Source organism: Variovorax sp. FW301-JW7 (genome assembly GCF_058788795.1).
In genome coordinates this window covers 82,399-105,360 of record NZ_JBYTBC010000014.1, presented here as the reverse complement: position 1 = coordinate 105,360, position 22,962 = coordinate 82,399, and the positions used below count along the sequence as shown (strand labels likewise).

Genomic DNA, 22,962 nt, shown 5'->3' with positions numbered 1-22,962 from the left:
CGATCCAGGGCGCAGACTAGCGCCGAATCGTTAGAGCAGCGTTAATTTTTGAAAGCCCGGGCGGGGTGCGGGCCACCCGGGCTTTCGCCCCTTCAGTTTAGCGGCAGCCGCAGGAAGGTACCGCGCAGCGCCTCCTGGCCCGCGCCCGGCTTGCTCCAGTCGCACACGCCGCCCGGGAAGAGCGACTGCAGCCGCGCCAGGTCGGCGCCGGCGATGGTCACCGCATAGTCGGCCGCGTTGACCGGCTTGAGCTGGCACTTGAGCACGTCGTTGACCAGCGGCGAGCCGGCCACGAGGCGCGGCGTGCTGAAGCGCGGGTAGACCGTGTTGCAGCTCGCCGCCGGGTCCTGCGAGGCTGCCTCGTCGATGCGCTTGCCGGCCTTGTCCCAGCAGGCATCGTTCGCGCCGGCGGGCTTGTTGCGCACCACCTTGTCGGCCGAGGCCGATGCGGGGTCGGCCGCCATGTTGTCGAGCCACCGGTTGAGCAGGTCGATCGACCAGGCCGTCATGTCGACGAGCGGGGTGTTCGCGCCCATCGTCCAGATGATCTGGTTGTCGCTGCGGCCGTTGGCGCGCTGCAGGCGGGCACGGATGATCAGGTCCTGCATCGTGTCGTGGATGTCGCCCGTCGCGTCGGCGTTGTTGCGCTGCGTGATGATCGGGATGTTCGCCAGGCCCGGCCCCTTGAAGCCGTTCTTGAAGCCGCCCGCGTAGGTGAGCTTCAGCGCCTCGGCGTCCGCCTCGGAGCGCGCCGCCTGCGTGTTGCCGTCGCCGTCGTAGCCGCCGACCTTCTCGTTCAGGTCGAGGAACTCCTTCACCGAGATCGCCCCGCTGTTCAGCGCGGCCAGGCCGTATTGCACGCCGACGTTGTCGATGGGGCGCCGCGCCTCCTGCGTGCCGGGGCGCTTGCCCAGCAGGTTCACGTTGGTCTGGAACAGGTCGCAGCGGATGCCGCCCGGGTTGGTCGCGCGGTTGAACACGTTGGCCGCGTGGGCCGGCTCAAGAAAGCCGCAGCCCACCGCGTTGTCCGACTTGATGATGCTCGCGAACGACCAGTCCCAGGCGTCGCAGGTGCCGCGGTTGAAGCCGTTCACCGCGTCTTTCTTGGCCGGGGTCCAGGTCACGGCGTCGAGCTTGTAGACGTTGTTGAGCAGCCGGCACTCCATCACCTCGGGCATCAGCGTCTCGGGGAAGGACACGATGGGTTGGATGCCGTCGAGCAGGCCCGGGTAGAGCTGCGCGATCAGGTACTGCTGGATGGCGCCGCCCGAGCCGCCGAAGCCGGCCGTCCACTTGGGCACGGTGCCGAATTCCTCGATGACGTGCTCCTTCAGCATCATCAGCGTCTCGCCCTGAAGGTGCGGGTTGGCGTGCTGGTTGTTCCACAGCTCGGTCGAGTTCATGAAGGCGAAGCCGCGCGACAGTTGCACGTGGCCGAAGTCGCCGAGGATCGACTCGATGGGATGCACGCCCTGGTTGTACTGGGCCGAGCCGCAGCAGTCGAAGTACACGACCAGCTTCTTGTTCCATCCCGGGCCGGGCTTCCAGGTGGCGGGCGCATCCTTGGCCGGGTTGTCGAGCACCGCGAGCCGGTACACGCCGCGGTTGATGGTGCCCGACTCCACGCGCACGATGTAGGGCACGGTGGCGCCGTCGTTGGTGGTGGTCGTCACCAGGTCGGCCGGGCGCGGGCCGGTGGGGTCGGTCAGCGGCACGAAGGTGTTGGCCTTGGTGCGGTAGTACCAGAGCACCTGCGTCGTGGCCGAGCAGTCGGCGTCGAGCGGTGCGCCCAGGCCGTTCTGCACCGTGCGGCATTCATAGGGCGAGATGTGCGGGCCCGACAGAATGGGCCCGGTGATCGGGTAGTTCACCAGCTTCGTCTCGGTGCGCTGCGCGGCGTTGTCGGCGTTGCTCACTACCAGCGAGTTGCTGCTGCCCGTGGTGCTGGACGCATCCGTCGTCAGCCCCGTGACGAGGCCGCGCAGCACGCGGGCCGCGGCATCGGCCACCGGCACCTGCGCGCTCACGTCGGTGCCGTTCAGACTCACGCGCACCTTGTCGAGCGGCACGCCTGCGGGCGCGGTGATTTCGATCAGCGCATCGCCGCCGCTGACCATGTCGGGCGGCGACGAGAGCGTCTTCACCTGGAACGCGGCCGGCGCCAGCGTCGGGGGCGGCGTGCTGGTGCCGGGGAAGAACGGAAACGCGACACCGCCTCCGGAAGAGCCTCCGCCGCATCCCGCCACCAGCATCAGCGCGGCGGCCATCGCCAGGCCCGCGGCGGTCGCGCGGGGCCGGCGAGGCCACGGAAAAACCCGCTTGCGGGGACGTGGGGGTGCAGCGAACATGAAGGTCTCCTGTGTTGTATGTCTTGGAAAGAATACGAATGGACATCCCGGCCCGCGGTCGTCGCGACGACAGATGACGCGCGAATTGCTACAGGTAATCCCTGACCCCTGCGACGCTCCCCTCCCCTGCGTGGCGCAGGCCATGGAAGAAATGGTTCGGCGTTCCAAATGGGCGTCGGCCCTGTCACCCGCCGACCTCGAGCACGTGCTCGGCAGCATGCAGGAACGAAAGTTCTCGCGCGGCGGCTGCATCGCGCGAGCGGGCCAGCAGGTCGAGCACTGGATGGGGCTGATCGACGGCTTCGCCAAGATGTCGGTCGCGTCCGAGGACGGACGCATCTCGACCCTCACGGGCGTGTCGTCCGGCGTGTGGTTCGGGGAAGGCTCGCTGTTCAAGCACGAGGCGCGCCGCTACGACGTGTTCGCGCTGCGGCCCACGCGCGTGGCCCTCATGCCGCGCCGCACCTTCGAATGGCTGCGCGACACCAGCGTGCCGTTCAACCACTACCTGCAGGAGCTGCTCAACGCGCGGCTCAGCCTGTTCATCGGCGCACTGGAACACGAACGCTTGCTCGACACCGACGCGCGGGTCGCGAACTGCCTGGCGAGCTTGTTCAACCCGGAGCTCTATCCGAATGCGCCGCGCCTGCTGGAAGTGGGACAGACCGAGATCGGCCTGCTCGCGAACGTGTCGCGGCAGCGCGTGAACGTGGCGCTGCAACGCTTCCAGGCACAGGGACTCATTCGCCTCGAGACGCGCGGGCTGACGGTGCTCGACCTGGGCGGCCTGCGCGGCTACCGGGCGTCTTGCCACTGCGCGCACGGGTGACGGGGCGCGCGCCTGGTCGTTAGGCGCCCTGTCGCCTTGCAGTGCGCGCCGGCCTGCGCTTCAACGCCGCCCGCAGCTCCTTGAGGATCAGCCCCACATAGGGATTCGGGTCCGCCTCCCGGTGCGCCAGGTACAGGCTCGACACGGCCTCCTTGTCGAGCACCGACTGGTAGACCACGCCATCGAGCTGGATGCAGCGCGTGTCGCCCGGCACCAGCGCGATGCCGACGCCGGCGGCGACCAGCCCCGCGATGGTCGAGGCCTCGCGCGCCTCCTGCACCATGCGCGGCCTGAAGCCGGCCTTGGCGCACAGGTCCTGCACTTTCCAGTACAGGCCGATGCCGGCATTGCGCGGGTACATCACCAGCGGTTCGTCGCGCAGGTCGGCGATGCGCAGCGGCTTGCCGCTGAGACGGTGGTCGCGCGGCACCACCGCCATCAGCGGCGACTGGTACCACTCCTCGACGATCAGGCCGGTCGGGATCTCGACGTTCGGGCGGCGCAGCACGGCCACGTCGAGGGCGTGCCCATGCACGGCGTCGAGCTGGTCGAGCGAGGTCATCTCCTTCAGCGTGAGCACCACCCGCGCGTGCTGCTTGCGAAAGCGCAGGATGGCCGCGGGCATGGCCGGCGACAGCATCGACGACGCCGTGTAGCCCAGCGCGATGCTGCCGACCTCGCCGGAGGCCGCGCTCTGCGCCTCGCCCTTGGCCGTCTCCACCTCCTGCAGGATGCCGCGCGCGCGTTCGAGGAAGTGGCGGCCCGCCTGCGTGAGGAACACGCGCCGCTTGTCGCGCTCGAGCAGCCGGACCTTGAGCTCTTCCTCGAGCGCCTGGATCTGGATGCTCAGCGGCGGCTGGGCGATATGCAGGCGCTGCGCGGCGCGCGTGAAGTTGAGCTCCTCGGCGACGGCGACGAAATAGCGGAGATGGCGCAGTTCCATGATATCTACCAGGTATGAGAAACCGACGATAAACAGTATTTCCAAATATAAGACAGCTTGCCTACGATGCCTGCATGACACGCAGAGACACATCGCAGGAGCCGCCTGCACCCCAGCCCTTCCAGGGCCATCCGTTGATCCGGGGGCTGGCCCGCGGCGAACCCTTGACGGCCTTCGGCATCCGCATGGCGCGCACGCCCGACATCGCCCGGCTGGCCAAGGCCAGCGGCCATCACGCGGTCTGGATCGACCTGGAGCACAGCACCATCGCGCTCGACGCGGCGGGCGCCATCTGCGCCGCGGCGCACGACCTGGGCCTGATGGCGCTGGTGCGCGTGCCCGAGCGCGAGTACGGCGCCATCGGCCGGCTGCTCGACGCGGGTGCGTCGGGCCTGATCTTTCCGCGCGTCGAGACCGCCGCGCAGGCCGCCGATCTGGCCGCCGCCTGCCGCTTTGCGCCGCACGGTCACCGTTCGGCCATCGCCGCGCTGCCGCAGTTCGGCTACCGCCGCCTGCCGCCGGCCGAGACCTACCGGCTGGCCAACGATGCGGTGGTCGTCAACGTGCTGATCGAGAGCCCGTTGGGCATCGAGAACGCCGAGGCGATCGCGCGGGTGCCCGGCATCGACCTGGTGAGCATCGGCTGCAACGACCTGAGCGCCGAACTCGGCGTGCCCGGCGACTACCGCCATCCGCTGATGCAGCACGCACTGGACACCGCCCTCGCCGCCTGCGCGCGCGCCGGCACGCCGCTGTCGATCGGCGGCATCGCCGACGCGGCGCTCAACGCCGAGCTGCTGGCGCGCGGCGCGGCGCCCTTCCTCATGACGGGCATCGACACCGACGTGCTGCTCGCCGCGATGCAGGAGCGCGTGCGCGGCGCGCTGGCCGGCCATGCGTCCGTCGGCTCGTCTTCTTCATCCCTTTCTCCCGCCACCGCCTGACCATGACCCACGAGATCCTGACCTCCAAGCCCATGCGCGACGCGCAGACCTTGACCCGCGCCGCCTTCGAGGTGCCCGCCGGCGCCTGCGACGCGCACGTGCATGTCTTCGGCCCTGCCGAGCGCTACCCGCGCGTCGACCAGCCGCACTACACGCTGCCCGACGGCAACCTGGCGCAGCTGCAAGCCGCCCTCGGCGTGCTCGACATCGAGCGCTTCGTGATCGTGCAACCCAGCTTCTACGGCACCGACAACCGCTGCATGCTCGATGCCCTGGACGCCGCCGGCGACCGTGCGCGCGGCGTGGCGATGGTCGACGACAGCGTGTCCGACGAGGCCCTGCGCGCCATGCACGCACGCCGTGTGCGGGCGCTGCGGCTCGACCTGTTCCTGCGCGCCCAGCTGCCCACGGCCGAGCTGCATGCCTACATCGAACGCAGCATCCAGCGCATCCGCCCGCTGGGCTGGCACGTGCAGTTCTACACGCCAGGCTGGGTCGTGCGCGACCTGATCCCGGTGCTGCCCGATCTCGACTCGGACTTCGTGATCGACCACATGGGCTACATGCTCGAGAGCGACGGCCTCACGCGCGCCGACTTCGACCGCCTATTGCGCGCCGTGGCCGACGGGCGCGGCTGGTTCAAGCTCTCGGGCCCGTACCGCCTGGCGAAGGACGGCAACTACGCCAGGCTGCGTCCGCTCGCACAGGCCATCGTCGAGGCCGTGCCCGAGCGCGTGATCTGGGGCAGCGACTGGCCGCACATTCCCGAAGGCGGGCGCGACACCGGCGAGCTGCTGAACCTGCTGGCCGACTGGATTCCCGATGCCACCGCGCGCCGCAAGGTGCTGGCCGACAACCCCGCACGCCTGTTCGGCTTCTGAACCATGTCCGACATCACCATGCACTGCATCCAGGAACTGGACACCTCGGGCGCGCGCGCCGCCGAGGTCTTCGAACACGACGGCACGCGCTACCTCGTGGTGCCGCAACTGGCCCAGGACGTTGCCGGCCAGCCCGCGCAGATGACGCTGGGCAACAGCGACGTCGATGCGCTGGTCTACCGGTGGGACGACGGCCGCTTCGTGGAACACACGCGCCTTGCGGTGCCGGGCGGCGAAGATGCCGCGTTCTTTCGCATCGGCACGCGTGCCTTCCTGGCCACCGCCAGCCTGCGCACCGGATCGGGGCCGTATGCACTGGACACGCACTCGACGATCTTCGAAGTGATCGACGGCCGCTTCGAGGTCTTCCAGCGCGTGCCCACCTCGGCCGCCAAGCAGTGGGCCCACTTCCAGATCGGCGAGCGCCACTTCCTCGCGCTCGCACAAGGCGTGACCCACGGCGACACGCCGCTCGCGCCGGGCGCCGAGTCGTGCATCTTCGAATGGGACGGCGAGCGCTTCGTCAAGTTCCAGACGGTGCATTCGGGCTGGGGCTACAACTGGGCCTTCATCGAGGTGGGCGGCCAGCAGCTGCTCGCGTATGCCGACCAGGCCGTGCCTTCGCACGTGCTGCGATGGAACGGCGAGGCCTTCGAGCCGTTCCAGACCTTCGAGGGCAAGAGCGGGCGCGCCTTCTGCTGCTTCGAGGCGGAAGGCGCCACCTGGTTCGTGTTCGCCTGCCTGCATGACAACACCATGCTGCTGCGCTGGAGCGACGGCCGCTTCGTGCCGCACCAGGTGCTCAGCGGCCCGGGCGGGCGCGAGTTCGAATGGATCGCCACGGCGGACGGCGGCCGGCTGGTGCAGGTCAACTTCCTGCACGGCACGCGCGAGGCGCCGATTCCGCAGCTGCAGTCGGTGGTCTACCGCATGGCGCAAGGGCAGCTCGTGCCCGTCGCCGAGTTTCCGACCTCCGGCGGCACCGACGCGACCTGCTTCGAAGCGCAAGGCCAGCGCTACCTCGTGGTCACGAACAGCCTCAGCGGCGAGGTGCGCTTTCGCACGCCGAGCCGCGTGTACCGGCTCGACCTCGCGGCAGACAAGGAGCTTGCATGAACGCCCCTGCCAACCCCCACCAGAGCCCCGAGCTGTTGCGGCTCTTCGAAATCTACACCGGCGGGCCGCAAGGCATCGGCGCGAACCTGGCCGCGCTGACCGGCGCCGCAACGGCGGGCGACCCGCTCATCGTCGCCACCAGCGCCGACGTGGTGCTGTTCCCCGGCAACGGCCGCGACCCCGAGGTGCAGGGCTTTCGCCTGTCCACGCGCGGCTTCAAGGAGCTGGCGGGCATCTCGCACCACGGGCCGGCCGTGGCGTCGATCCTCAAGATGCGCATGGTCGACCCCGACGGTCCGCTGTGGCGCAAGGAAGCCGAGCGGCTGCTGGTGGCCACGCGCATCGCGCGCGAAGCCAACTCGGTCGCCCTGTGGCGCGACACGATCGCCGTGCCGGCCTACCGCGGGCGCGAGCAGAAGATCGCCGAGCTGGTGCACTACTCGTGCGTGCTCACCGAGCGCTACCTCGAGCGCGTGCTCGAACAGCCCGCCCTCTTCACGCCCGAAGACATGCGCACGCACTACCTCGAAGGCACGGGCAGCGCCGTCGGCGCCACGGTGCCGATGAACGCCGTGATGATCGCGACCTTCTTCCTCGTCGGCATGGACATCAGCCACCGCGTGATCGGCTGGCTCGACGGGCATGCCATCGACTGGTCGCGCGCGATGGCATTGGTCGTCGGGCGCCAGGGCCGGCCCACTGCCGGCGTGACCTGGACCACCAATTCGGTGTGCGCCATGATCCTCGGCGCCTCGCGCCACACGCTCTCGCTCGACCGGCTCTTCATCGCGCCGCACGTCGGCGGCGAGTTCCAGCCCGGCGCCGACGTGGCCGCCGTGCGCGCCTTCGAGACGCCGATGCGCCAGCTGTGGGCCCACACGCGCGCCGTGAGCGAACTGGGCTCGCTCATGTACGACGGCTACCCGCGCTACGAACCGGGTTCGACCGTGCGCCCCGTGCTCGATGCCGACACCCGCGCGGTGGCCGAGATGCCGGCCATTGCCGGGCCGGACGACTGGCGCGCGCTCAACACGCGGCTGCGCGTGGTGCTCGAAGACCCGCGCCAATTGCTCTCGGGCTGCGTGACCGACTACGCCGTCGAGCAGCTGCAGGCGAACGGCAACGACCCGGCGCGGGTGACGGTGCCGGGCCTGGACCGCATGGACTACCCGCCGCTGCCAGACGCCGCCTGAGCGCCATCAGCTCAAACACAAGAAACACCGGAGACAGACAACCCATGAAAAGACTCGTTCACCCGCTGCTCGCCGTGCTGGCCACGTCGTGCATGCTCGCCTCCGCCTGGGGCCAGGGCACACCGTGGCCTTCGCGCCCGATCAAGATCATCACGCCCACGCCGGTGGGCGTCGGCTCCGACCTGTTCGCACGCGCCTACGCCGACCGCCTCAGCCGCGCGCTCAACACGCCCGTGGTGGTCGAGAACCGGCCCGGTGCATTGGCCTCCATCGGCACCGACGCGGTCGCCAAGGCCGCGCCCGACGGCTACACGGTGCTGTTCTCGACGAGCAACCCGTTCACCATGACGCCGTACCTGCTCTCGAAGATGCCCTACGACGCGAAGCACGACCTCGTGCCCGTCACGCAGGCGCTCAAGGGCGGCTCGTTCATCGTGGCCACCCCCGCGATGCCGGCGAAGACCATCCCCGAGCTGGTCGCACTCGCCAAGAAGGAGCCGGGCAGGATCTCGTTCGCGTCGTACGGCTCGGGCACCACCTCGCACCTGGGCTTCGAGCTGTTCCAGGACGCGGCCGACATCGAGCTGCTGCACGTGCCCTACAAGCAGAGCGCCGCGCCGGACCTGATCGCCGGCCAGGTGCAGCTGGGCTTCGAGCCGCCCGTGTCGGCGCTGCCGAACATCAAGGCGGGGCGGCTCAAGGCCCTGGCCTACACCGGCAGCAAGCGCAGTGCGGCGCTGCCCAACGTGCCCACGCTGTCGGAAAGCTACCCGGGCGTGGAGGTGTTCACCTGGCTGGGCTTCTGGGTGCCGGCCAAGACGCCGCCGGCCATCGTGGAGCGGCTGCACAAGGAGATCGTCGCCATCACGCATTCGCCCGAGATGGGCAAGCTGCTCAGCGACGCCGGCCTCGACCCGATCGGCAGCACGCCCGCCGAGGCCGCGGCCGCCATCGACCGCGAATCGCAGGCCATGGGCCGGCTGATCAAGGCCAAGAACATCCGCATCGACTGACCACGATGCCCCCGCGCGGCTGACGGCCGCGCCCTTTTTCTTCCGCAGTTTTCACGCCGCGGCGCCTTCCCTGCAGGCGCCGTGTGCCGACGCACGCCATTTCTACAACAAGGAGATAGAGACATGAGGATCACCCACCACCCCTTTCAACGCCTGCACCGACGGCTGCCGCACACCGTCGCCGGTGCGTTGTGCATGGCCGCCAGCGCGGGCGCCACGGCGCAATCGAGCGTCCAGCTGTTCGGCACGCTGGACATGAACATCACCTACTCCAAGAGCGACGGGCGCTCGGTCAAGTCGATGGACCAGGGCGGCAACATCTTCCCCAGCCGCCTGGGCTTTCGCGGCACGGAAGATCTGGGCGGCGGGCTGGCCGCGAGCTTCTGGCTGGAGATGGCGCTGTTGCCCGACACGGGCGAGATCCAGGGCACCGGCTTTCATCGCCGCTCCACGCTGAGCCTGTCGCACAACAGCTTCGGCGAGTTGCGGCTCGGTCGCGACTACACGCCCACCTTCTGGAACATCTCGCAGTTCTCGCCCTTCGGCACCGTGGGCGTGGGCGGCTCGGCCAACATCATCGAAGGCTGGCCCTTCGGCCTGGGCGGTGCGCGCACGCTGGCGCGCGCCAACAACTCCGTGGGCTACTTCCTGCCCAAGGGCCTGGGCGGCTTCTACGGCCAGGCGATGTACGCCCTGCCCGAAGGCCAGGAAGGCGCGCGCTACCGCGGCGGGCGCGTGGGCTGGAGCAACGGCACGGCCGACGTCGCACTGGCCTACGGCGTGACGCCGGTCGGCCCCAACGACTACCGCGTGGCGAGCATCGGCGGCACCTACGACTTCGGCCCCGTGAAGCTCTACGCGAACTACTACCGGCAGAAAACCGAAGGCGACAAACAGGTCAACACGCTGCTGGGCGTGAGCGTGCCGGTCGGCCCGGGCGTGATCAAGGCCTCGGTGGCGCGCTCCAACCGCTCCGGCCCGGGCGGCCTGGACAACGACGACGCCACGCAATACGCCGTCGGCTACGTGCACTACCTCAGCAAGCGCACCGCGCTGTACGGCACCTACTCGCTCGTGCGCAACCGCGGCAACGCGGCCTACGTGGTGGCCGACTCGTCGCCGGCCAGCACGCCGGGCCGTCCGGCGCGCGGGCTGCAGTTCGGCATCTCGCACAACTTCTGATCGCTTTCTCACCGCTCGAACCCGGAGGCCTCATGGACAAGATGATCGACATCCACGCCCTGCTGCGCGCCAGCGCACGCATCGCCGCCGGCGGCCTGTGCGCCGCGCTCGTGGCCTGCGGCGGCGGCAACGGCGGTGGGGGCGGCGGCCTCTTCGGCTTCGTGCCGCCGCCCGCGCCCTCCCCCGCACCGCCACCGGCCGCGTCGCCGGCACCGCTGGCCTGCGACGACTCGTTGAAGACCGCGTTCCAGCCCGATGCCGACACGCAGGTGCTGCTGGTCAAAGCCTTCAAGGCGGGCGAGGCGCTGCTGCTGTCGGGCACGGCCACGGGCAGCACGCCCGTCGCCGCGTCGGACCTGTGCCTGGTCAAGCTGCTGGTCGGGCCGGGCCATGCCGGCCCCGCCGATGCGCCCTCGACCACGCGGGGCATCGGCATCGAGGTCTGGCTGCCTGCGGCGGCCAAGTGGAACCGGCGCCTGCACCTGCTCGGCGGCGCTGCCATGGCCGGTGGTCCTCAGAGCTCGCTCACGGCCTTCGCCGATGCGCCCACGGCCTCCCCATGGCGCGTGGCGGGCGAGGAAGGCGCGGTGGCGGCAACGACCGACACCGGCCACCCCGCCGGCAACTCGAGCTTCCTGATGAACCCCGACGGCAGCGTCAACACCGTGGGCTGGAACGAGTTCGCCGAGCGCGGCATCCACCAGATGACGCTGAAGGCGAAGGCCCTGGCCGCCGCCTATTTCGCCGCGCCCGCGCGCTACACCTACTGGCACGGCGGCTCCACCGGCGGACGCCAGGGCCTGAAGCAGGCGCAGAAGTACCCCGAAGACTTCGACGGCATCATCGCCACCTCGCCGGCCATCAACTGGTCGCGCTTTTCCATCGGCGCGCTCTATCCGCAGATCGTGATCCAGCGCGACCTGGGCGGCGTGCCGCTCAGCGCCGGGCAGTCCAGCGCCGTCTCGATGGCGGCGCTCAACGCCTGCGACCTCGTGGGCGGCCAGCACCTGGGCTACCTGCTGGACCCGGCGCAATGCCGCTACGACCCCACCAAGGACACGGCCCTGCTGTGCACCGCCGACGGCGGCACCAACACCACGGCAGACTGCCTGAGCACCGTGCAGGCGAACGCCGTCAACAAGATGTGGTTCGGCCCGACGGCCGACGGTTCGGTGCCCGACCCGGCCGTCGACAACGGCATGGGCGTGACGCTGTCGCCCCAGCAGCTGTGGTGGGGCCTGCCGCGCGGCGCGAACCTGGGCCTGGTGGCCGGGCCGGCCCCGTTCTTCATCGCCTCGGACATGGCGGCCCTGTTCCTGCAGGACCCGACCCGCGCCGGCCCGAGCTTCGTGAACGCGACCGGCAATGGCGCGAACGGCTGGAAGAACCTTAGCTACGCGCAACTGGCCGACATGGGCGAGCGTGGGCGCGCCCTGCAGCCGCAGTTCTCGGACATCGACACGGACCACCCCGACCTGAGCCGCTTTCGCGACCGCGGCGGCAAGCTGATCACCGTCATGGGGTCGTCCGACCAGCTGATCCCGCATGCGGGCGCCATCGACTACTACCGGCGCGTGGCCGCGCAGATGGGCGGCCTGCCTGCCGTGCAGGGCTTCTACAAGCTCTACCTGATCCCGGGCATGGGGCACTTTCCGACCAACGGCACGGCCAATGCGCAGGCCAACCCGCCGCTGTACCCGGAGGCGCTCAACTACCAGGCGCTGACCGACTGGGTCGAGAAAGGCATCGCGCCGCCCGACCAGGTCGCGCTGAACACACCCGCCACCGCGCCCGCGGCCAGCGGCCTGATGTGCGCCTACCCGCGCATGCCGGCCTACGACAGCGGCAGCATCACCAGCGCGGCCAGCTTCTCATGCCGGTAGCTGCGCAGCGCCAGCGGGGCCTGGCGGCCATGCGGCGCGACGGCTGCGGAACTCGGGGATCTCCACCATCCCTTTTTCCGCCGCGATGCTCGCCGCTTCCGTGCGCGACGACGCGCCGAGCTTGGCCAGGACGCCCTTGACATGCGTCTTCACCGTGCCGACCGCGATGCCGAGCTGGCGCGCGATGGTCTTGTTGCACTGGCCGCGCGCCAGCAGCCGCAGCACCTGGTCCTCGCGCAGCGTCAGCTGCCCGCCGGGGTCGCGCGCCGCCACGCGCTGCGCCACCTCGGGGCACACGTAGCGCGCACCTTCGGCCAGCGAACGGATGGCCAGCACCAGCTCGTCGGGCGTGCAGCTGGACAGCACCAGGCCGTCGACACCGGCACGCAGCGCCGAGGCCGCGGCGCACTCGCGCGCCCGCGGGGCGATGACCAGGATCTTCGAATGCGCCTGCAGCGATGGGAGCCCGGGCTCGGCATCGCGGTGCGCCAGGCGCAGGCCGGAAGACCAGTCCGTCACGACGACATGGCCGCCGCGCTGCGCCGCCGACGGCAGGCTCTCGGCCAGCCACGGCAGCCCGGCGCCGAAGAGCGTGGCGCGCACGCCGGCCCGCAGCAGCGGCTCGGCCAGCCAGACCAGGACGTTCACGGGTTCCAACGGACGATTCCACATGGCATCTCCTTCGCGATCGACGACGGCGTCGATCCGAAGGAGATGCTCGGCCTCCGGCGTGCGCCGGTCCAGTTAGAGCTTGTTGGCGGCCCGGCCTTACTGCGGCTGCACCTTCGCCAGCGCCGCCTTCTCGATGATCGAGGCCACGGCCGAGGGCTTCGACTCGTACACGGCATGGCTGCCGCGCGTCTCGACCACCGTGGCGCCGGCGCGCTGGGACATGAGGCGCTGCGCGGGCGGCGGGATCATCTTGTCGTCGGTCGCCACGAGGTACCAGCTGGGCTTGGTCTTCCACGCCGCGGTCGTGACCTCGCCCGTCAGGGCCTCGACGCTCCAGGGCACCTGGGCATTGGCAAGGAACGCGGCCCGCTCGGCCGGCAGGTCGCCGGCGAAGGCGCCCGCGAACTTGACCTTGTCCAGCATCAGGAAGCCGTTCACCGGCGGCAGGATCGGCGGCACGGGCGCGCCCGGCACCGGGTTCGAGATCAGGGTCTTGACCGATTCGCCCTTGTCCGGCGCGAAGGCGGCGATGTAGACCAGGCGCGACACCTTCGGGTCGTTGCCGGCTTCGGTGACCACCGCGCCGCCGTACGAGTGACCCACGAGAACGACGGGGCCGTCCTGCGCGTCGAGCACGGCCTTCGTGGCGGCCACGTCGCCGGCGAACGAGATCGTCGGGTTCTGCACGATGCTGACGTTGTAGCCCTTGGCCTTCAGCAGCTTGTAGACGGGCTCCCAGCCGCCGCCGTCGACAAAGCCGCCGTGCACCAGGACCACGTTGTTGATGCGGTCGCCGGTGGCGGCGTTGGCGGCCGGACTGGCGGCGACGATGCCCAGCACGAGCGGGGCGGCGAACAGAGGGGCAAGCAATGCACGGGTCTTCAGTTTCATGATGACGAACTCCAGGGTTGAGGGGTTGCGGCCCGCCGCCGAGAACCGGTGGCGCTGGCCTGCAGGCATCGTCGGCGCGCAGCGGGGCCACGGCGCCTCTCTTCGCGGCTACCTCCTTGGAGAGGGGTGCGTGGTGCGCCCTCGTCTCGCGCCCCGCAAGGCCCTAACAAGAACTAACGCGCGGCCGCCCCGCGAACGCGCAAGATGGCGCGAAGGCCTTGCGGATCGAACCATGGACACCTCTTCCGACTCCGGCACGCCGGAACTCCCGCCGGACGCCCACCGCGTCGTCAGCGACTTCATCGCCGCCGTCAACGGCGGCGACCTGCGCGCCGTGATCGGCCTGTTTGCACCCGATGCGCAGGTGAACGACCAGCTGCGCAATTTCTGGGGCATCCACGCCATCTGCGAATGGCTCGAGCGCGAGATCATCGGCGAGCGGGTGCACATCACGGCGATGGACGTGCGCCGGCACTACGACGTCGTGATCCTGGCCGCCGGGTTGCGCGGCGACTTCGCGGTGGCCGGCATGTCGCAGCCCGTGATGGTGGACATCTACTTCACCATCCAGGACGAGAAAATCGTTCGCCTCCAGCTGCTCATGGTGCGCGACGACGACGAGGAAGCGGACATCCGGAAGGTCCCATGAAACGCAGGCCCCGCCGTAGAATTTACCGCCTGGTCCACGCCTGATCTTCTTATCGTGAATCGCCCCGCCACCCCGCCCGCTGCCCGGTGGCAAGCCACCTTCGGACCGTTCCTCCTTTCGCCCGACGAACGCCTGCTGCAGCGGGACGGCGTGCCGGTGCGCCTGGGCGGCCGGGCCCTCGACCTGCTCGTCGTGCTGGTCGAGAACGCAGGCGCCGTCGTCAGCAAGAACGACCTGCTCGCGCGCGTGTGGCGCGACGTGGTGGTGGACGAAGGCAGCCTGCGCTTTCACATGCACGCGGTGCGCAAGGCCCTGGGCGACGGCGTCGCGGGCACGCGCTACGTCGTGAACACGGCCAACAAGGGCTACACCTTCGTTGCCGCCGTCGAGCGCCAGAGCCATGGCGCCGAGGTCCCTGCGCCCACGGCCCGCCCCGGCACGGCCCTGCCCGCGCTGGGCTCGACGATCGTGGGACGCGGCGGCGACATCGACGCCATCGTCACCGCCCTGCTGCAGCGGCGGCTGGTCTCGGTGGTCGGCGCCGGTGGCATCGGCAAGACGACGGTCGCCGTCGCATCGATCCAGGCTGCGGCGGAGCACTTCGCGCACGACGTGCACTTCGTGGACCTCGCGCAGGTCGGCGCCATGGGCTCCATCCGCGCGGCCGTGGCCCATGCGGTCGGTCTGCAGAACGGCCAGGACGAGCTGCCGCTCATCGCCGCCCACCTGGCCGAGCGCAAGGCGCTGATCGTGCTGGACTGCTGCGAGCACGTCATCGTGGCCGCAGCGGAGCTGACCGAATGGCTTGTTCGCCACTGCCCCTTCGTTCACATCCTGGCCACCAGCCGCGAGGCGCTGCGTGCCGAGGGCGAGTTCGTCTACCGCCTGCCGCCGCTGGCCTTTCCCCCTCCGGGCGAAGGCGCCACCGCCCGGGCGGCGCTGGCCTATCCCGCCGTGCAGCTGTTCGTGGAACGCGCGGCGGCCAGCGGCGCGGGCTTCGAGCTGAAAGACAGCGACGCTCTGCTGGCCTCGCAGCTGTGCCGCGAACTCGACGGCATCGCCCTCGCGATCGAGCTGGCGGCGGGACGCATCGAGGCCCTGGGCCTGCAGGCCATCACCTCGCATTTCGATGCGAGTGCCAGGCTCATGTGGCACGGGCGGCGCACGGCCGTGCCGCGCCACCAGACGCTCGGGGCCACGCTCGACTGGAGCTTCCAGCTGCTCACCGACAGCGAGAAGCGCCTGCTGCGGCGCCTGTCGGTGTTCGCCGGCAGCTTCGCGCTCGATGCGGCGCTGGACGTGTGCTGCTTCGACAGCGATCCCTCGGAAGGTGTCGAGTTGCTGGCCGGGCTGGTCTCGAAGTCGCTCGTCAATGTCGATGCGGGCGGCGCCGCGCTGCGCTATGGCCTGCTGGACACGACGAAGTCGTACGGCGGCAAGCGGCTCGAGCTCAGCGGCGAAGCCCAGGCTCTGGCCGAGCGCTTCTCTCGTTTCTACGGGCGATGGGCCACGCGGCAGGCCGCGCATCCGCTCGGCAAGGAGGCCCTCGACACGGTCCGGCTGGAGCTGCCGAACCTGGGTGCTGCCATGGCGTTCCACTTTCGCGACGGCGCGCACCCGGCCGCGGCGGTCGAGCTGGCGGCCTCGTTCTGCCCATTGCTGCTGCAGCTGTCGCTGCTGAAGGAATGCGCGCGCTGGGCGCAGGCCGCGCTCGACCGCATGCCACCCGAGTGCGTCGGCTCTCACGCCGAGGTTCGCCTGCGCGGTGCGCTGGGGCAATCGCTCATGTTCATCGGGGGCGACGGCGACGAGGCCGACACCGCCTTTCGCCGCGGCATCCAGGTGTCGGAAGACCTGGGCGACCCGCGCGCGACCCTGCACCTGCTCAACGGCCACGCCCTGCTGCTGCACCGCGACGGACGCTTCACCGAGGCGCTGGCGACCGCGCGCAAGGCCCAGGCGCTCCTGCCCGCGCTGGACGACCCGGAATGCCGGGCCATCGTCGATTCGCTGATGGGCGTCGCGCTGCACCTCGTCGGCCATGTGCAGGAAGCCATGGGCCACTGGCAGCGGGTGGCCAGCAGCGGCGCAGGCCCGTCGACCGACACCACCTCGCGGCTGGGCTTCGATTACTACATCCGCGCCATGTGCGGCGTGGCGCGCAGCCTGTGGCTCACGGGGCACTATGCCGAGGCCGTCGCGGTGGCGGACGAGACGATCGCCAAGGCACGCGACTGCGGCCATGCGGTCACGTACTGCATCGCCCTCATCTGGGCCGGCTCGGTGCATGTCCACCTGGGCAACGTCGCGAAGATCCGCGAATTGGCCGACACCGTCGAGGCCGTGGCCCGGCGCCATTCGCTCACGCCCTACCTCGGCATCGCAAGCGCCACGCGCGGGCAGATCCTGGTGATCGAGGGGCGCCCGGCCGAAGGCGTGGAGCTCATCCGCCGCGCGGTCGAGACGCTGCGGGTCAGCCGCTACGAAATGGTCACCACCGTGTTCCTGACCACCATGGCGCGCGGCCTGTCCGACCTGTCGCTGCACGCCGCGAGCCTCACGCTGTGCGACGACATCGCGCAGCGCATCGAGACGGGCGGCGACCGCCTGCGCCTGTCCGAACTGCTCACGACCCGCGGGCGCGTGCTGGTGGCCGCGGGACGGCCCGAGGAAGCCCGCGAGAGCTACCTGTCGGCCATGGCCGTGGCCCGGTCGCAGGGCGTGAAGCCTTTGCAGGTGCGCGCGGCCGTGGCGCTGGCGCAGTTGCTGGTCCACATGGGCCATGCCGAGGAGGCCGACCCGTTGCTGCGCCCGCATGTCATCGCGGCGGGCGACGAGACTTCAGCGGACCTGGTCGCGGCGCGAAGCCTGTTGCGTTGAGCGATCCGGCCGCCAGGGCTTCGTTTCAGGCCACCGCGAAGCTTCCCCGAATCAGGTCTGCGGCAGCTTCGCAATCACCTTGATCTCGAACTGAAACCCATACAGCCACGTCACGCCGATGCCGGTCAGCGTCGGGTGTGGCGCTTCGCCCCAGTACTCGGGCACCAGTTTCCAGATCGTTTCGAAGTTCGATTCCGGGTCGACGATGAAGACCGTCACGTCGACCACGTCGTCGAAGCTGCAGCCTGCGGCTTTCAGGATCGCGTTCAGGTTGTCGAAGGCGCGCCGCACCTGCGCCTCCAGTTCAGGCTCCGGCGAACCGTCTTCGCGGCTGCCGACCTGCCCCGACACGAACAGGAAGCCGTTGGCGCGAACGGCCGGCGAATAGCGGTTGCGTTCGTAGAGCGCTTGGCGCCCGGGTGGAAAAACGACGTCGCGCGAGGAGGCCATGGGGTGTTTTCTTTCTGCGGTGAGTGAGGACGATGCAGAGACTTTAGGAAGCCACGCGCCATCGATAAATGGGCAAAGCCAACAATCACTGTTTGCAGATCCCAAACAATCGCCCCGCAGGAGCCCTCCCATGGACCGTTTCGATGCAATGCAGGCCTTCACCCGCGTGGTGGAAGCCGGCAGCTTCACCAAGGCCGCCGACACGCTGCACATGAGCAAGACCAGCGTGACCCAGCTCGTGCAGCAGCTGGAGGCGCGGCTGCGTGTGAAGCTGCTCAACCGCACCACACGCAAGGTCAACGTCACGGCCGATGGCGCGGCGTACTACGAGCGTGCGGTGCGGCTGCTGGCCGACCTTGACGATGCCGAGACCAGCCTGTCGGGCGCCGCCGCCCTGCCCCGCGGCCGCCTGCGGGTGGACGTGCCCAGCCCGCTGGCCCGCATGATCCTGGTGCCCGCGCTGCCGGCCTTTCATGCGCGCTACCCCGACATCCAGCTCGACATGGGCGTGAGCGACCGCATGGTCGATGTGATCGGCGAGAACGTCGATTGCGTCGTGCGCGGCGGCGAGCTCACCGACCCCTCGCTCATGGCCCGCCGCGTGGGCGACCTGCAGCTCGGGGTCTATGCGGCGCCGGGCTATCTTGAGCTGGCCGGCGCGCCGACGCACCCGCGCGAGCTGGAAGACACGCACCACCGCATCGTCGGCTTCCTGTGGTCGCGCCACGGCAAGACCTTTCCGTACGCCATGCGCCGGGGCGGCGAGCGCGTCGACGTGCAGGGTCGCTACGTGCTCTCGGTCGACGACGGCAATGCCTACCTCGCAGCGGGGCTGGCGGGCCTGGGCATCCTCTGGCTGCCGGACTACATGGCCGCGCCGCACCGGGCGCGCGGCGAACTGGTGCCGCTGTTCGAAGACTGGCAGCTCGATCCGATGCCGCTGTACGTGGCGTTCGCGCCGAACCGGCATGTGAGCGCCAAGCTGCGCGCGTTCATCGAGTGGGTCGCCGGGCTGATGGCGCAGCATGCGCCGGTCATCGTTCGCCCGGGCCCGCCGCTCTGAGCCGACGACCCCTCACGTTGTCGCTGCTGTTCGTGGCTGGACAGACTCTGCCGACAGCTCCCGCAGCAGCTCCTCCGTGTGCTCGCCGAGCCGGGGCGCCGCCCTCCCCGCCACCGGCTGCGCATGCAGCCAGCGCGCCGCCGGCTCCAGGCCGACGTAGGTGTGGCCGCGCGCGTCGGCGTAGTCCCGCACCGGGCCGCTCTCGCTGTCGCGCAACTCGCGGATGAGGGCCTCGACGCCGGGAATGCATGCCACCGGAATGTCCGCCGCCAACAGGACCTCCAGCCAGTGCGCCGTCGGGTGCTGCGCGATGTGCTGCTCCACGAAGGCATACACCGCGTCGATGTGCTGGGTGCGGCTGGCCATGGTGCGAAAGCGCGGGTCGCTGTGCCACAGCGCCTCCTGCCCCACCAGCCGCAGGAAGCTTTCCCAATGCTTGTCGGTGTAGAGCAGCGTGCTCAGCCATCCGTCCTGTGTGCGGTAAGGCTTGCGGTAGCGCGACAACAGCCTCGGGTTTCCGGGCTGCCCCAGCGGCGGCTCGAAGCTCGCGCCGGCCATGTGATCGAGCAGCACGAAGTTCGCCATGGTCTCGAACATCGGCACTTCGATGAACTGGCCCTGGGCCTGTGCGTCGTTCCGGTGGCGCTGCAGCAGCGCGGCCAGCACGGTCTGCGCGGCGAACAGGCCCATGGTCTTGTCGGCGATGTTCAGCGGCAGGTACTGTGGCTCGCCGTCGCCGGCGGCGGCCACGAGCGCGGGCAGGCCCACCATGCCCTGGATCAGGTCGTCGTACGCGGGGCGGCCCGCGTACGGACCGTCCTGCGCGAAGCCCGACAGGAAAACGTAGATCAGCTTCGGGTGGTGCCGCTTCAGGTCGTCCCATCCCAGCCCGAGGCGCGCGAGCGCGCCCTGTCGCATGTTGGTGATGAACACGTCGGCCGTGGCCACCGCGCGCAGCAGCGTGTCGGCCGCTTCGGGCGCCTTCAGGTCGAGGCACAGGCTGCGCTTGCCGCGATTCAGGTTGAGAAAGACCGGCCCCATGCCCTCTTCGCGCACCGGCCCCATGCCGCGCATGATGTCGCCCTCGGGCGGCTCGACCTTGATCACGTCGGCGCCGTACTCCGCGAGCATCTGCGTGGCGTACGGCCCCATGATGACGCTCGTCAGATCGAGGATGCGGACACCTGAGAGAGGCCGTGCCATCGTCGTCACGCCGCCCTCCTTCATTGCGGCTCGATGCGCGCGTCGCGCACGATGGCCTGCCACTTGGCGATCTCGCGCTTCACGAAGGCCGCGAAAGCCACGGCATCCATCGTGCCTGGCGCCGTGCCCTGACTTGCCAGCATTTCCTTGAATGCCGGCTCGCTCATCGCGCCGATGGCGATGCGGTTGAGCTGCTGCACGATCGCGGGCGGCGTGCCGCGCGGCGCATACAGGCCGATCCAGATTTCGGTCTCGTAGCCGGGCACGCCTTGCTCGGCGATGGTGGGCACGTCGGGCAGTGAGGGGTTGCGCTGCGCGGTCGACACGGCGATGGCGCGCAGCTTCTGGCTCTCGACGTACTTCACCGCCGTGAGCGCATCGACGAAGGCCGCGTGGATCTGTCCGCCCAGCACGTCGTTCACCGCCAGCGCCGTGCCCTTGTAGGGCACGTGCAGGAACGGCGCGCCCGTGCGGGCCGCCAGCAGCTCGCCCGACAGGTGCGTCGTACCGCCGGTGCCCGACGATCCGTAGGACACGCCGCCGCTCTTCTTCGCGAACGCGATCAGTTCCTGCAGGTTCTTCGCCGGCACCGAGGGATGGACGACCAGCACGTTCGGCGTGCGTGCCAGCAGGGCCACGGGCACGAAGTCCTTCTCGGTGTCATACGGCAGCTGCCTGGTGATGGCCGGGTTGACGACATGCGCCGTCGTCGTGATGAGCAGCGTGTACCCGTCCGGGCGCGACTTGGCGACGCGCTCCGCACCGATGATGCCGCCCGCGCCCACGCGGTTCTCGACCACCGCTGGCTGCTTGAGCTCGTCTTGCATCTTGCGCGACAGCTGGCGGGCGAGCACGTCGGTCATGCCACCGGCCGTGAAGGGCACGACCAGTGTCACGGGGCGGTCGGGGTACGTGGACGCGACGGCCGCGGAAAGCCCCGAGGCCAGCGCCAGACCGAGGGAGGCGGCGCGCACGAATTTCGAGATCGTTGTCATGTGTCTGTGTCTCCTTGGGAGGCTGCTTCAGCCGCGCTTTCTCGCGCGCAGGAAGGCCTCGATGTAGTCCTTGGGCTCGCTCGTGTCGTAGGCGCGCACCAGCGCCTCGACGCCGACGGCGATGGCGTCCTGCGTGGGCATGCGTTCCCAGCTGCGGATCAGCGCCTTCTGGTTGCGCAGGGCCTGCGGCGCGCCCGACAGCAGCTCATGGCGCCACGTGGCAACTTCGTCCTCGAGCGATTCGGCGGGCGCCGTCGCGGTGATGAGGCCCCAGCTGCAGGCCGTGTCGGCATCGATCATGCGGCCCGACAGCAGCAGGTCGCGCGTGCGGCCCCAGCCGATCAGACCCGGCAGCAGCGCACCATGAATGACCGAGGGCACGCCGAGCTTGACCTCGGGCATGCCGAAGCGCGCGTCCTTCGCGGCGATCTTCAGGTCGCACACGGTCGCGACCTCCATGCCGGCGCCCAGGCAGTAGCCCGACACGACCGACATGGTGGGAAACGGCAAGGCGCGCAGCTGCTCGCACAGCGCGAACACGCCCTTGATGTAGGCGTCGATGTCGCGGTGCTTCGCGTCCTTGAGGAACTTGATGTCGGCCCCGCCCACGAAGGCCGTGGGGCGCCCGCGCAGGACCATGAGGCGGATGTCGTCGCGCCACTGCAGCTCGTGCAGCGTCTCGGTGTAGATGGCGGCGGCCTCGGCGGTCAGCAGGTTGAGGCGGCCGTTGTCGAACTGCACGTTGGCGACGCCTTCGGCATCGACATCGACGTGGCAGCAAGGGCGGGATTCGGTGGAGGTTTCCATGGTGCAGGCGGGTCGGTGATGGGATTGCGCCTGATCGTAGGCAGCCCTCATTGATGCAACAATGGAATTATTCGAATAAACCAAGTCTCCTTTGGAATGAATATCACCATCCGGCAGCTCGAGGTCTTCCTGGCGCTGTTCGACACGCGCAGCTTCACCGCGGCCGCCACCCAGCGCCACATGACGCAGTCGGCCGTGAGCAAGGTGGTCGCCGAACTCGAGACGCAACTGGGGTTCGCGCTGTTCGACCGCACCACGCGGCGCGTGCAGCCCAATGCGCAGGCCGTGGAGTTCCATCCCTTCGCGGTGGAGATCATCGCGACCATGCGCTCGGCCGCGCGCAGCGTGGCCGAACTCGCCGACCTGCAGCGCGGGCGCGTCGGCATCGCCGCCTCACCGATGATGGTCTACGGCCTGCTGGCCCCGCTGATCGCCGACTACCGAAGGCGCTACCCCGGCGTGCAGTTCGACCTGCACGAACTCTCGACCGACGAGACCGTCGCGAGCGTCCTGGCCGGCCGGGTCGACTTCGGCCTCGGCGCGATCGACCACGAGATTGCCGGCGCCGACACCCAGGTCGCGTTCGAGGATTCGATGTTCGCCGTGGTGCGCGCGGACCACCCGATGGCCACGAAGAAGAAGGTCCCGTGGAAGGAGCTGGCCCGCTGGGAGCACATCAGCCTGCGCAACGTGTACACGGTGCGGCGCACCATCGACGACATCGTGGCGCGCCAGGGCATCGCGCTGCCCAGCGCGATCGAGGTCGGCACGCTCACCGCCGCGCTCGGGCTGGTGCGTGCGGGTGCGGGGGTGGTCGTGCTGCCCGGCTACGCGGCCCGCATCGCGCAGGAATGGGGGCTCAAGGCCTGCGCCATCGCCGACATCGGCGCCACGGTGCACCGCATCCACGTGATCCGGCGGCAGAAGTCGACGCTGTCGATTGCCGCGCGGCGCTTCCTCGACGAGCTGCGGATGCCGGCCGGGAAGCTGCCCGCCCGCCCTTAGCGTCGGGGGCAGTGC

Annotated in this window: 20 protein-coding genes; 12 read left to right on the top strand and 8 right to left on the bottom strand. The window is 69.8% G+C overall.

The genetic code is table 11. The features are described from left to right. Positions 1 to 92: 92 nt before the first annotated feature. A complete protein-coding gene (locus AC3WQM_RS28390; protein WP_492683356.1) occupies positions 93 to 2,348 on the bottom strand; it encodes a DUF6351 family protein in 2,256 nt (751 codons plus the stop codon). 142 nt (positions 2,349 to 2,490) lie between these two features. On the opposite strand from AC3WQM_RS28390, the gene AC3WQM_RS28385 reads away from it, so the two are divergent. Then, positions 2,491 to 3,177 carry a Crp/Fnr family transcriptional regulator gene (locus AC3WQM_RS28385; RefSeq protein ID WP_492683355.1) on the top strand — a complete coding sequence of 229 codons (687 nt, stop codon included), beginning with the start codon at positions 2,491 to 2,493 and terminating at the stop codon, positions 3,175 to 3,177. 19 nt (positions 3,178 to 3,196) lie between these two features. Here AC3WQM_RS28385 and AC3WQM_RS28380 read toward each other — a convergent pair whose 3' ends face one another. Continuing rightward, the gene (locus AC3WQM_RS28380; protein WP_492683354.1) at positions 3,197 to 4,120 is read right to left on the bottom strand and encodes a LysR substrate-binding domain-containing protein; all 924 of its coding nucleotides are present in this window, start codon (positions 4,118 to 4,120) and stop codon (positions 3,197 to 3,199) included. A 74-nt stretch (positions 4,121 to 4,194) separates the two neighbouring features. Between AC3WQM_RS28380 and AC3WQM_RS28375 the strand changes: the two genes are divergently transcribed. The 7 genes from AC3WQM_RS28375 to AC3WQM_RS28345 all read left to right on the top strand — a co-directional run bounded on the left by AC3WQM_RS28375 (position 4,195) and on the right by AC3WQM_RS28345 (position 12,332). Further along, positions 4,195 to 5,064 (top strand): HpcH/HpaI aldolase family protein, encoded by an 870-nt coding sequence (locus tag AC3WQM_RS28375; protein WP_492683353.1) that lies wholly within the window; start codon positions 4,195 to 4,197, stop codon positions 5,062 to 5,064. A gap of 2 nt (positions 5,065 to 5,066) precedes the next feature. Continuing rightward, positions 5,067 to 5,945, top strand: a complete 879-nt coding sequence (locus AC3WQM_RS28370; protein WP_492683352.1) for an amidohydrolase family protein — start codon at positions 5,067 to 5,069, stop codon at positions 5,943 to 5,945. A gap of 3 nt (positions 5,946 to 5,948) precedes the next feature. Beyond that, positions 5,949 to 7,061, top strand: coding sequence for a hypothetical protein (locus AC3WQM_RS28365; RefSeq protein ID WP_492683351.1), 1,113 nt, complete (start codon positions 5,949 to 5,951; stop codon positions 7,059 to 7,061). Beyond that, the gene (locus tag AC3WQM_RS28360; RefSeq protein ID WP_492683349.1) at positions 7,058 to 8,254 is read left to right on the top strand and encodes a DUF5624 domain-containing protein; all 1,197 of its coding nucleotides are present in this window, start codon (positions 7,058 to 7,060) and stop codon (positions 8,252 to 8,254) included. Before AC3WQM_RS28365 ends, AC3WQM_RS28360 begins: the two co-directional genes overlap by 4 nt. Before the next feature lie 44 nt (positions 8,255 to 8,298). After that, on the top strand, positions 8,299 to 9,267 hold the full coding sequence (locus tag AC3WQM_RS28355; protein ID WP_492683347.1) for a Bug family tripartite tricarboxylate transporter substrate binding protein: 969 nt from the start codon (positions 8,299 to 8,301) through the stop codon (positions 9,265 to 9,267). A gap of 123 nt (positions 9,268 to 9,390) precedes the next feature. Continuing rightward, the gene (locus AC3WQM_RS28350; protein ID WP_492683346.1) at positions 9,391 to 10,449 is read left to right on the top strand and encodes a porin; all 1,059 of its coding nucleotides are present in this window, start codon (positions 9,391 to 9,393) and stop codon (positions 10,447 to 10,449) included. A gap of 32 nt (positions 10,450 to 10,481) precedes the next feature. Further along, positions 10,482 to 12,332 (top strand): tannase/feruloyl esterase family alpha/beta hydrolase, encoded by a 1,851-nt coding sequence (locus AC3WQM_RS28345; RefSeq protein WP_492683344.1) that lies wholly within the window; start codon positions 10,482 to 10,484, stop codon positions 12,330 to 12,332. Here the strand turns inward: AC3WQM_RS28345 and AC3WQM_RS28340 are convergent. Further along, positions 12,321 to 13,004 carry a LuxR C-terminal-related transcriptional regulator gene (locus AC3WQM_RS28340; RefSeq protein WP_492683343.1) on the bottom strand — a complete coding sequence of 228 codons (684 nt, stop codon included), beginning with the start codon at positions 13,002 to 13,004 and terminating at the stop codon, positions 12,321 to 12,323. The genes AC3WQM_RS28345 and AC3WQM_RS28340 overlap by 12 nt on opposite strands. A 96-nt stretch (positions 13,005 to 13,100) precedes the next feature. Beyond that, positions 13,101 to 13,895 carry an alpha/beta hydrolase gene (locus AC3WQM_RS28335; RefSeq protein WP_492683342.1) on the bottom strand — a complete coding sequence of 265 codons (795 nt, stop codon included), beginning with the start codon at positions 13,893 to 13,895 and terminating at the stop codon, positions 13,101 to 13,103. Between the two features lie 232 nt (positions 13,896 to 14,127). On the opposite strand from AC3WQM_RS28335, the gene AC3WQM_RS28330 reads away from it, so the two are divergent. Further along, complete coding sequence (locus AC3WQM_RS28330) at positions 14,128 to 14,544, top strand: nuclear transport factor 2 family protein (RefSeq protein WP_492683341.1); 417 nt, start codon at positions 14,128 to 14,130, stop codon at positions 14,542 to 14,544. 54 nt (positions 14,545 to 14,598) lie between these two features. After that, positions 14,599 to 17,424, top strand: coding sequence for an ATP-binding protein (locus AC3WQM_RS28325; protein ID WP_492683340.1), 2,826 nt, complete (start codon positions 14,599 to 14,601; stop codon positions 17,422 to 17,424). A 51-nt stretch (positions 17,425 to 17,475) separates the two neighbouring features. On the opposite strand, the gene AC3WQM_RS28320 is transcribed toward AC3WQM_RS28325, so the two are convergent. Further along, positions 17,476 to 17,874 (bottom strand): RidA family protein, encoded by a 399-nt coding sequence (locus tag AC3WQM_RS28320; RefSeq protein WP_492683339.1) that lies wholly within the window; start codon positions 17,872 to 17,874, stop codon positions 17,476 to 17,478. A 130-nt stretch (positions 17,875 to 18,004) separates the two neighbouring features. Between AC3WQM_RS28320 and AC3WQM_RS28315 the strand changes: the two genes are divergently transcribed. Then, positions 18,005 to 18,937: a LysR family transcriptional regulator gene (locus AC3WQM_RS28315; RefSeq protein WP_492683338.1), complete on the top strand. Its 933-nt coding sequence runs from the start codon at positions 18,005 to 18,007 to the stop codon at positions 18,935 to 18,937. Between the two features lie 12 nt (positions 18,938 to 18,949). Here AC3WQM_RS28315 and AC3WQM_RS28310 read toward each other — a convergent pair whose 3' ends face one another. From AC3WQM_RS28310 to AC3WQM_RS28300, 3 genes are read right to left on the bottom strand one after another with little or no spacing between them, the layout of a single operon-like run. After that, positions 18,950 to 20,140, bottom strand: a complete 1,191-nt coding sequence (locus AC3WQM_RS28310) for a CaiB/BaiF CoA transferase family protein (protein ID WP_492683390.1) — start codon at positions 20,138 to 20,140, stop codon at positions 18,950 to 18,952. 20 nt (positions 20,141 to 20,160) lie between these two features. Further along, a complete protein-coding gene (locus tag AC3WQM_RS28305; RefSeq protein WP_492683337.1) occupies positions 20,161 to 21,135 on the bottom strand; it encodes a Bug family tripartite tricarboxylate transporter substrate binding protein in 975 nt (324 codons plus the stop codon). A 27-nt stretch (positions 21,136 to 21,162) separates the two neighbouring features. Then, positions 21,163 to 21,942, bottom strand: coding sequence for an enoyl-CoA hydratase-related protein (locus AC3WQM_RS28300; protein ID WP_492683336.1), 780 nt, complete (start codon positions 21,940 to 21,942; stop codon positions 21,163 to 21,165). A gap of 96 nt (positions 21,943 to 22,038) precedes the next feature. Here AC3WQM_RS28300 and AC3WQM_RS28295 point away from each other — a divergent pair, with 96 nt between their 5' ends. After that, positions 22,039 to 22,947, top strand: a complete 909-nt coding sequence (locus AC3WQM_RS28295) for a LysR family transcriptional regulator (protein ID WP_492683335.1) — start codon at positions 22,039 to 22,041, stop codon at positions 22,945 to 22,947. The last annotated feature ends 15 nt before the right edge of the window (positions 22,948 to 22,962 follow it).

Coding starts and splice junctions, on each gene's coding strand:
- AC3WQM_RS28350 (WP_492683346.1), top strand. CDS start 9,391: ATGAGGATCACCCACCACCCCTTTCAACGCCTGCACCGACGGCTGCCG.
- AC3WQM_RS28315 (WP_492683338.1), top strand. CDS start 18,005: ATGGACCGTTTCGATGCAATGCAGGCCTTCACCCGCGTGGTGGAAGCC.
- AC3WQM_RS28355 (WP_492683347.1), top strand. CDS start 8,299: ATGAAAAGACTCGTTCACCCGCTGCTCGCCGTGCTGGCCACGTCGTGC.
- AC3WQM_RS28340 (WP_492683343.1), bottom strand. CDS start 13,004: ATGTGGAATCGTCCGTTGGAACCCGTGAACGTCCTGGTCTGGCTGGCC.
- AC3WQM_RS28365 (WP_492683351.1), top strand. CDS start 5,949: ATGTCCGACATCACCATGCACTGCATCCAGGAACTGGACACCTCGGGC.
- AC3WQM_RS28335 (WP_492683342.1), bottom strand. CDS start 13,895: ATGAAACTGAAGACCCGTGCATTGCTTGCCCCTCTGTTCGCCGCCCCG.
- AC3WQM_RS28360 (WP_492683349.1), top strand. CDS start 7,058: ATGAACGCCCCTGCCAACCCCCACCAGAGCCCCGAGCTGTTGCGGCTC.
- AC3WQM_RS28310 (WP_492683390.1), bottom strand. CDS start 20,140: ATGGCACGGCCTCTCTCAGGTGTCCGCATCCTCGATCTGACGAGCGTC.
- AC3WQM_RS28305 (WP_492683337.1), bottom strand. CDS start 21,135: ATGACAACGATCTCGAAATTCGTGCGCGCCGCCTCCCTCGGTCTGGCG.
- AC3WQM_RS28345 (WP_492683344.1), top strand. CDS start 10,482: ATGGACAAGATGATCGACATCCACGCCCTGCTGCGCGCCAGCGCACGC.
- AC3WQM_RS28320 (WP_492683339.1), bottom strand. CDS start 17,874: ATGGCCTCCTCGCGCGACGTCGTTTTTCCACCCGGGCGCCAAGCGCTC.
- AC3WQM_RS28370 (WP_492683352.1), top strand. CDS start 5,067: ATGACCCACGAGATCCTGACCTCCAAGCCCATGCGCGACGCGCAGACC.
- AC3WQM_RS28390 (WP_492683356.1), bottom strand. CDS start 2,348: ATGTTCGCTGCACCCCCACGTCCCCGCAAGCGGGTTTTTCCGTGGCCT.
- AC3WQM_RS28330 (WP_492683341.1), top strand. CDS start 14,128: ATGGACACCTCTTCCGACTCCGGCACGCCGGAACTCCCGCCGGACGCC.
- AC3WQM_RS28385 (WP_492683355.1), top strand. CDS start 2,491: ATGGAAGAAATGGTTCGGCGTTCCAAATGGGCGTCGGCCCTGTCACCC.
- AC3WQM_RS28375 (WP_492683353.1), top strand. CDS start 4,195: ATGACACGCAGAGACACATCGCAGGAGCCGCCTGCACCCCAGCCCTTC.
- AC3WQM_RS28295 (WP_492683335.1), top strand. CDS start 22,039: ATGAATATCACCATCCGGCAGCTCGAGGTCTTCCTGGCGCTGTTCGAC.
- AC3WQM_RS28300 (WP_492683336.1), bottom strand. CDS start 21,942: ATGGAAACCTCCACCGAATCCCGCCCTTGCTGCCACGTCGATGTCGAT.
- AC3WQM_RS28380 (WP_492683354.1), bottom strand. CDS start 4,120: ATGGAACTGCGCCATCTCCGCTATTTCGTCGCCGTCGCCGAGGAGCTC.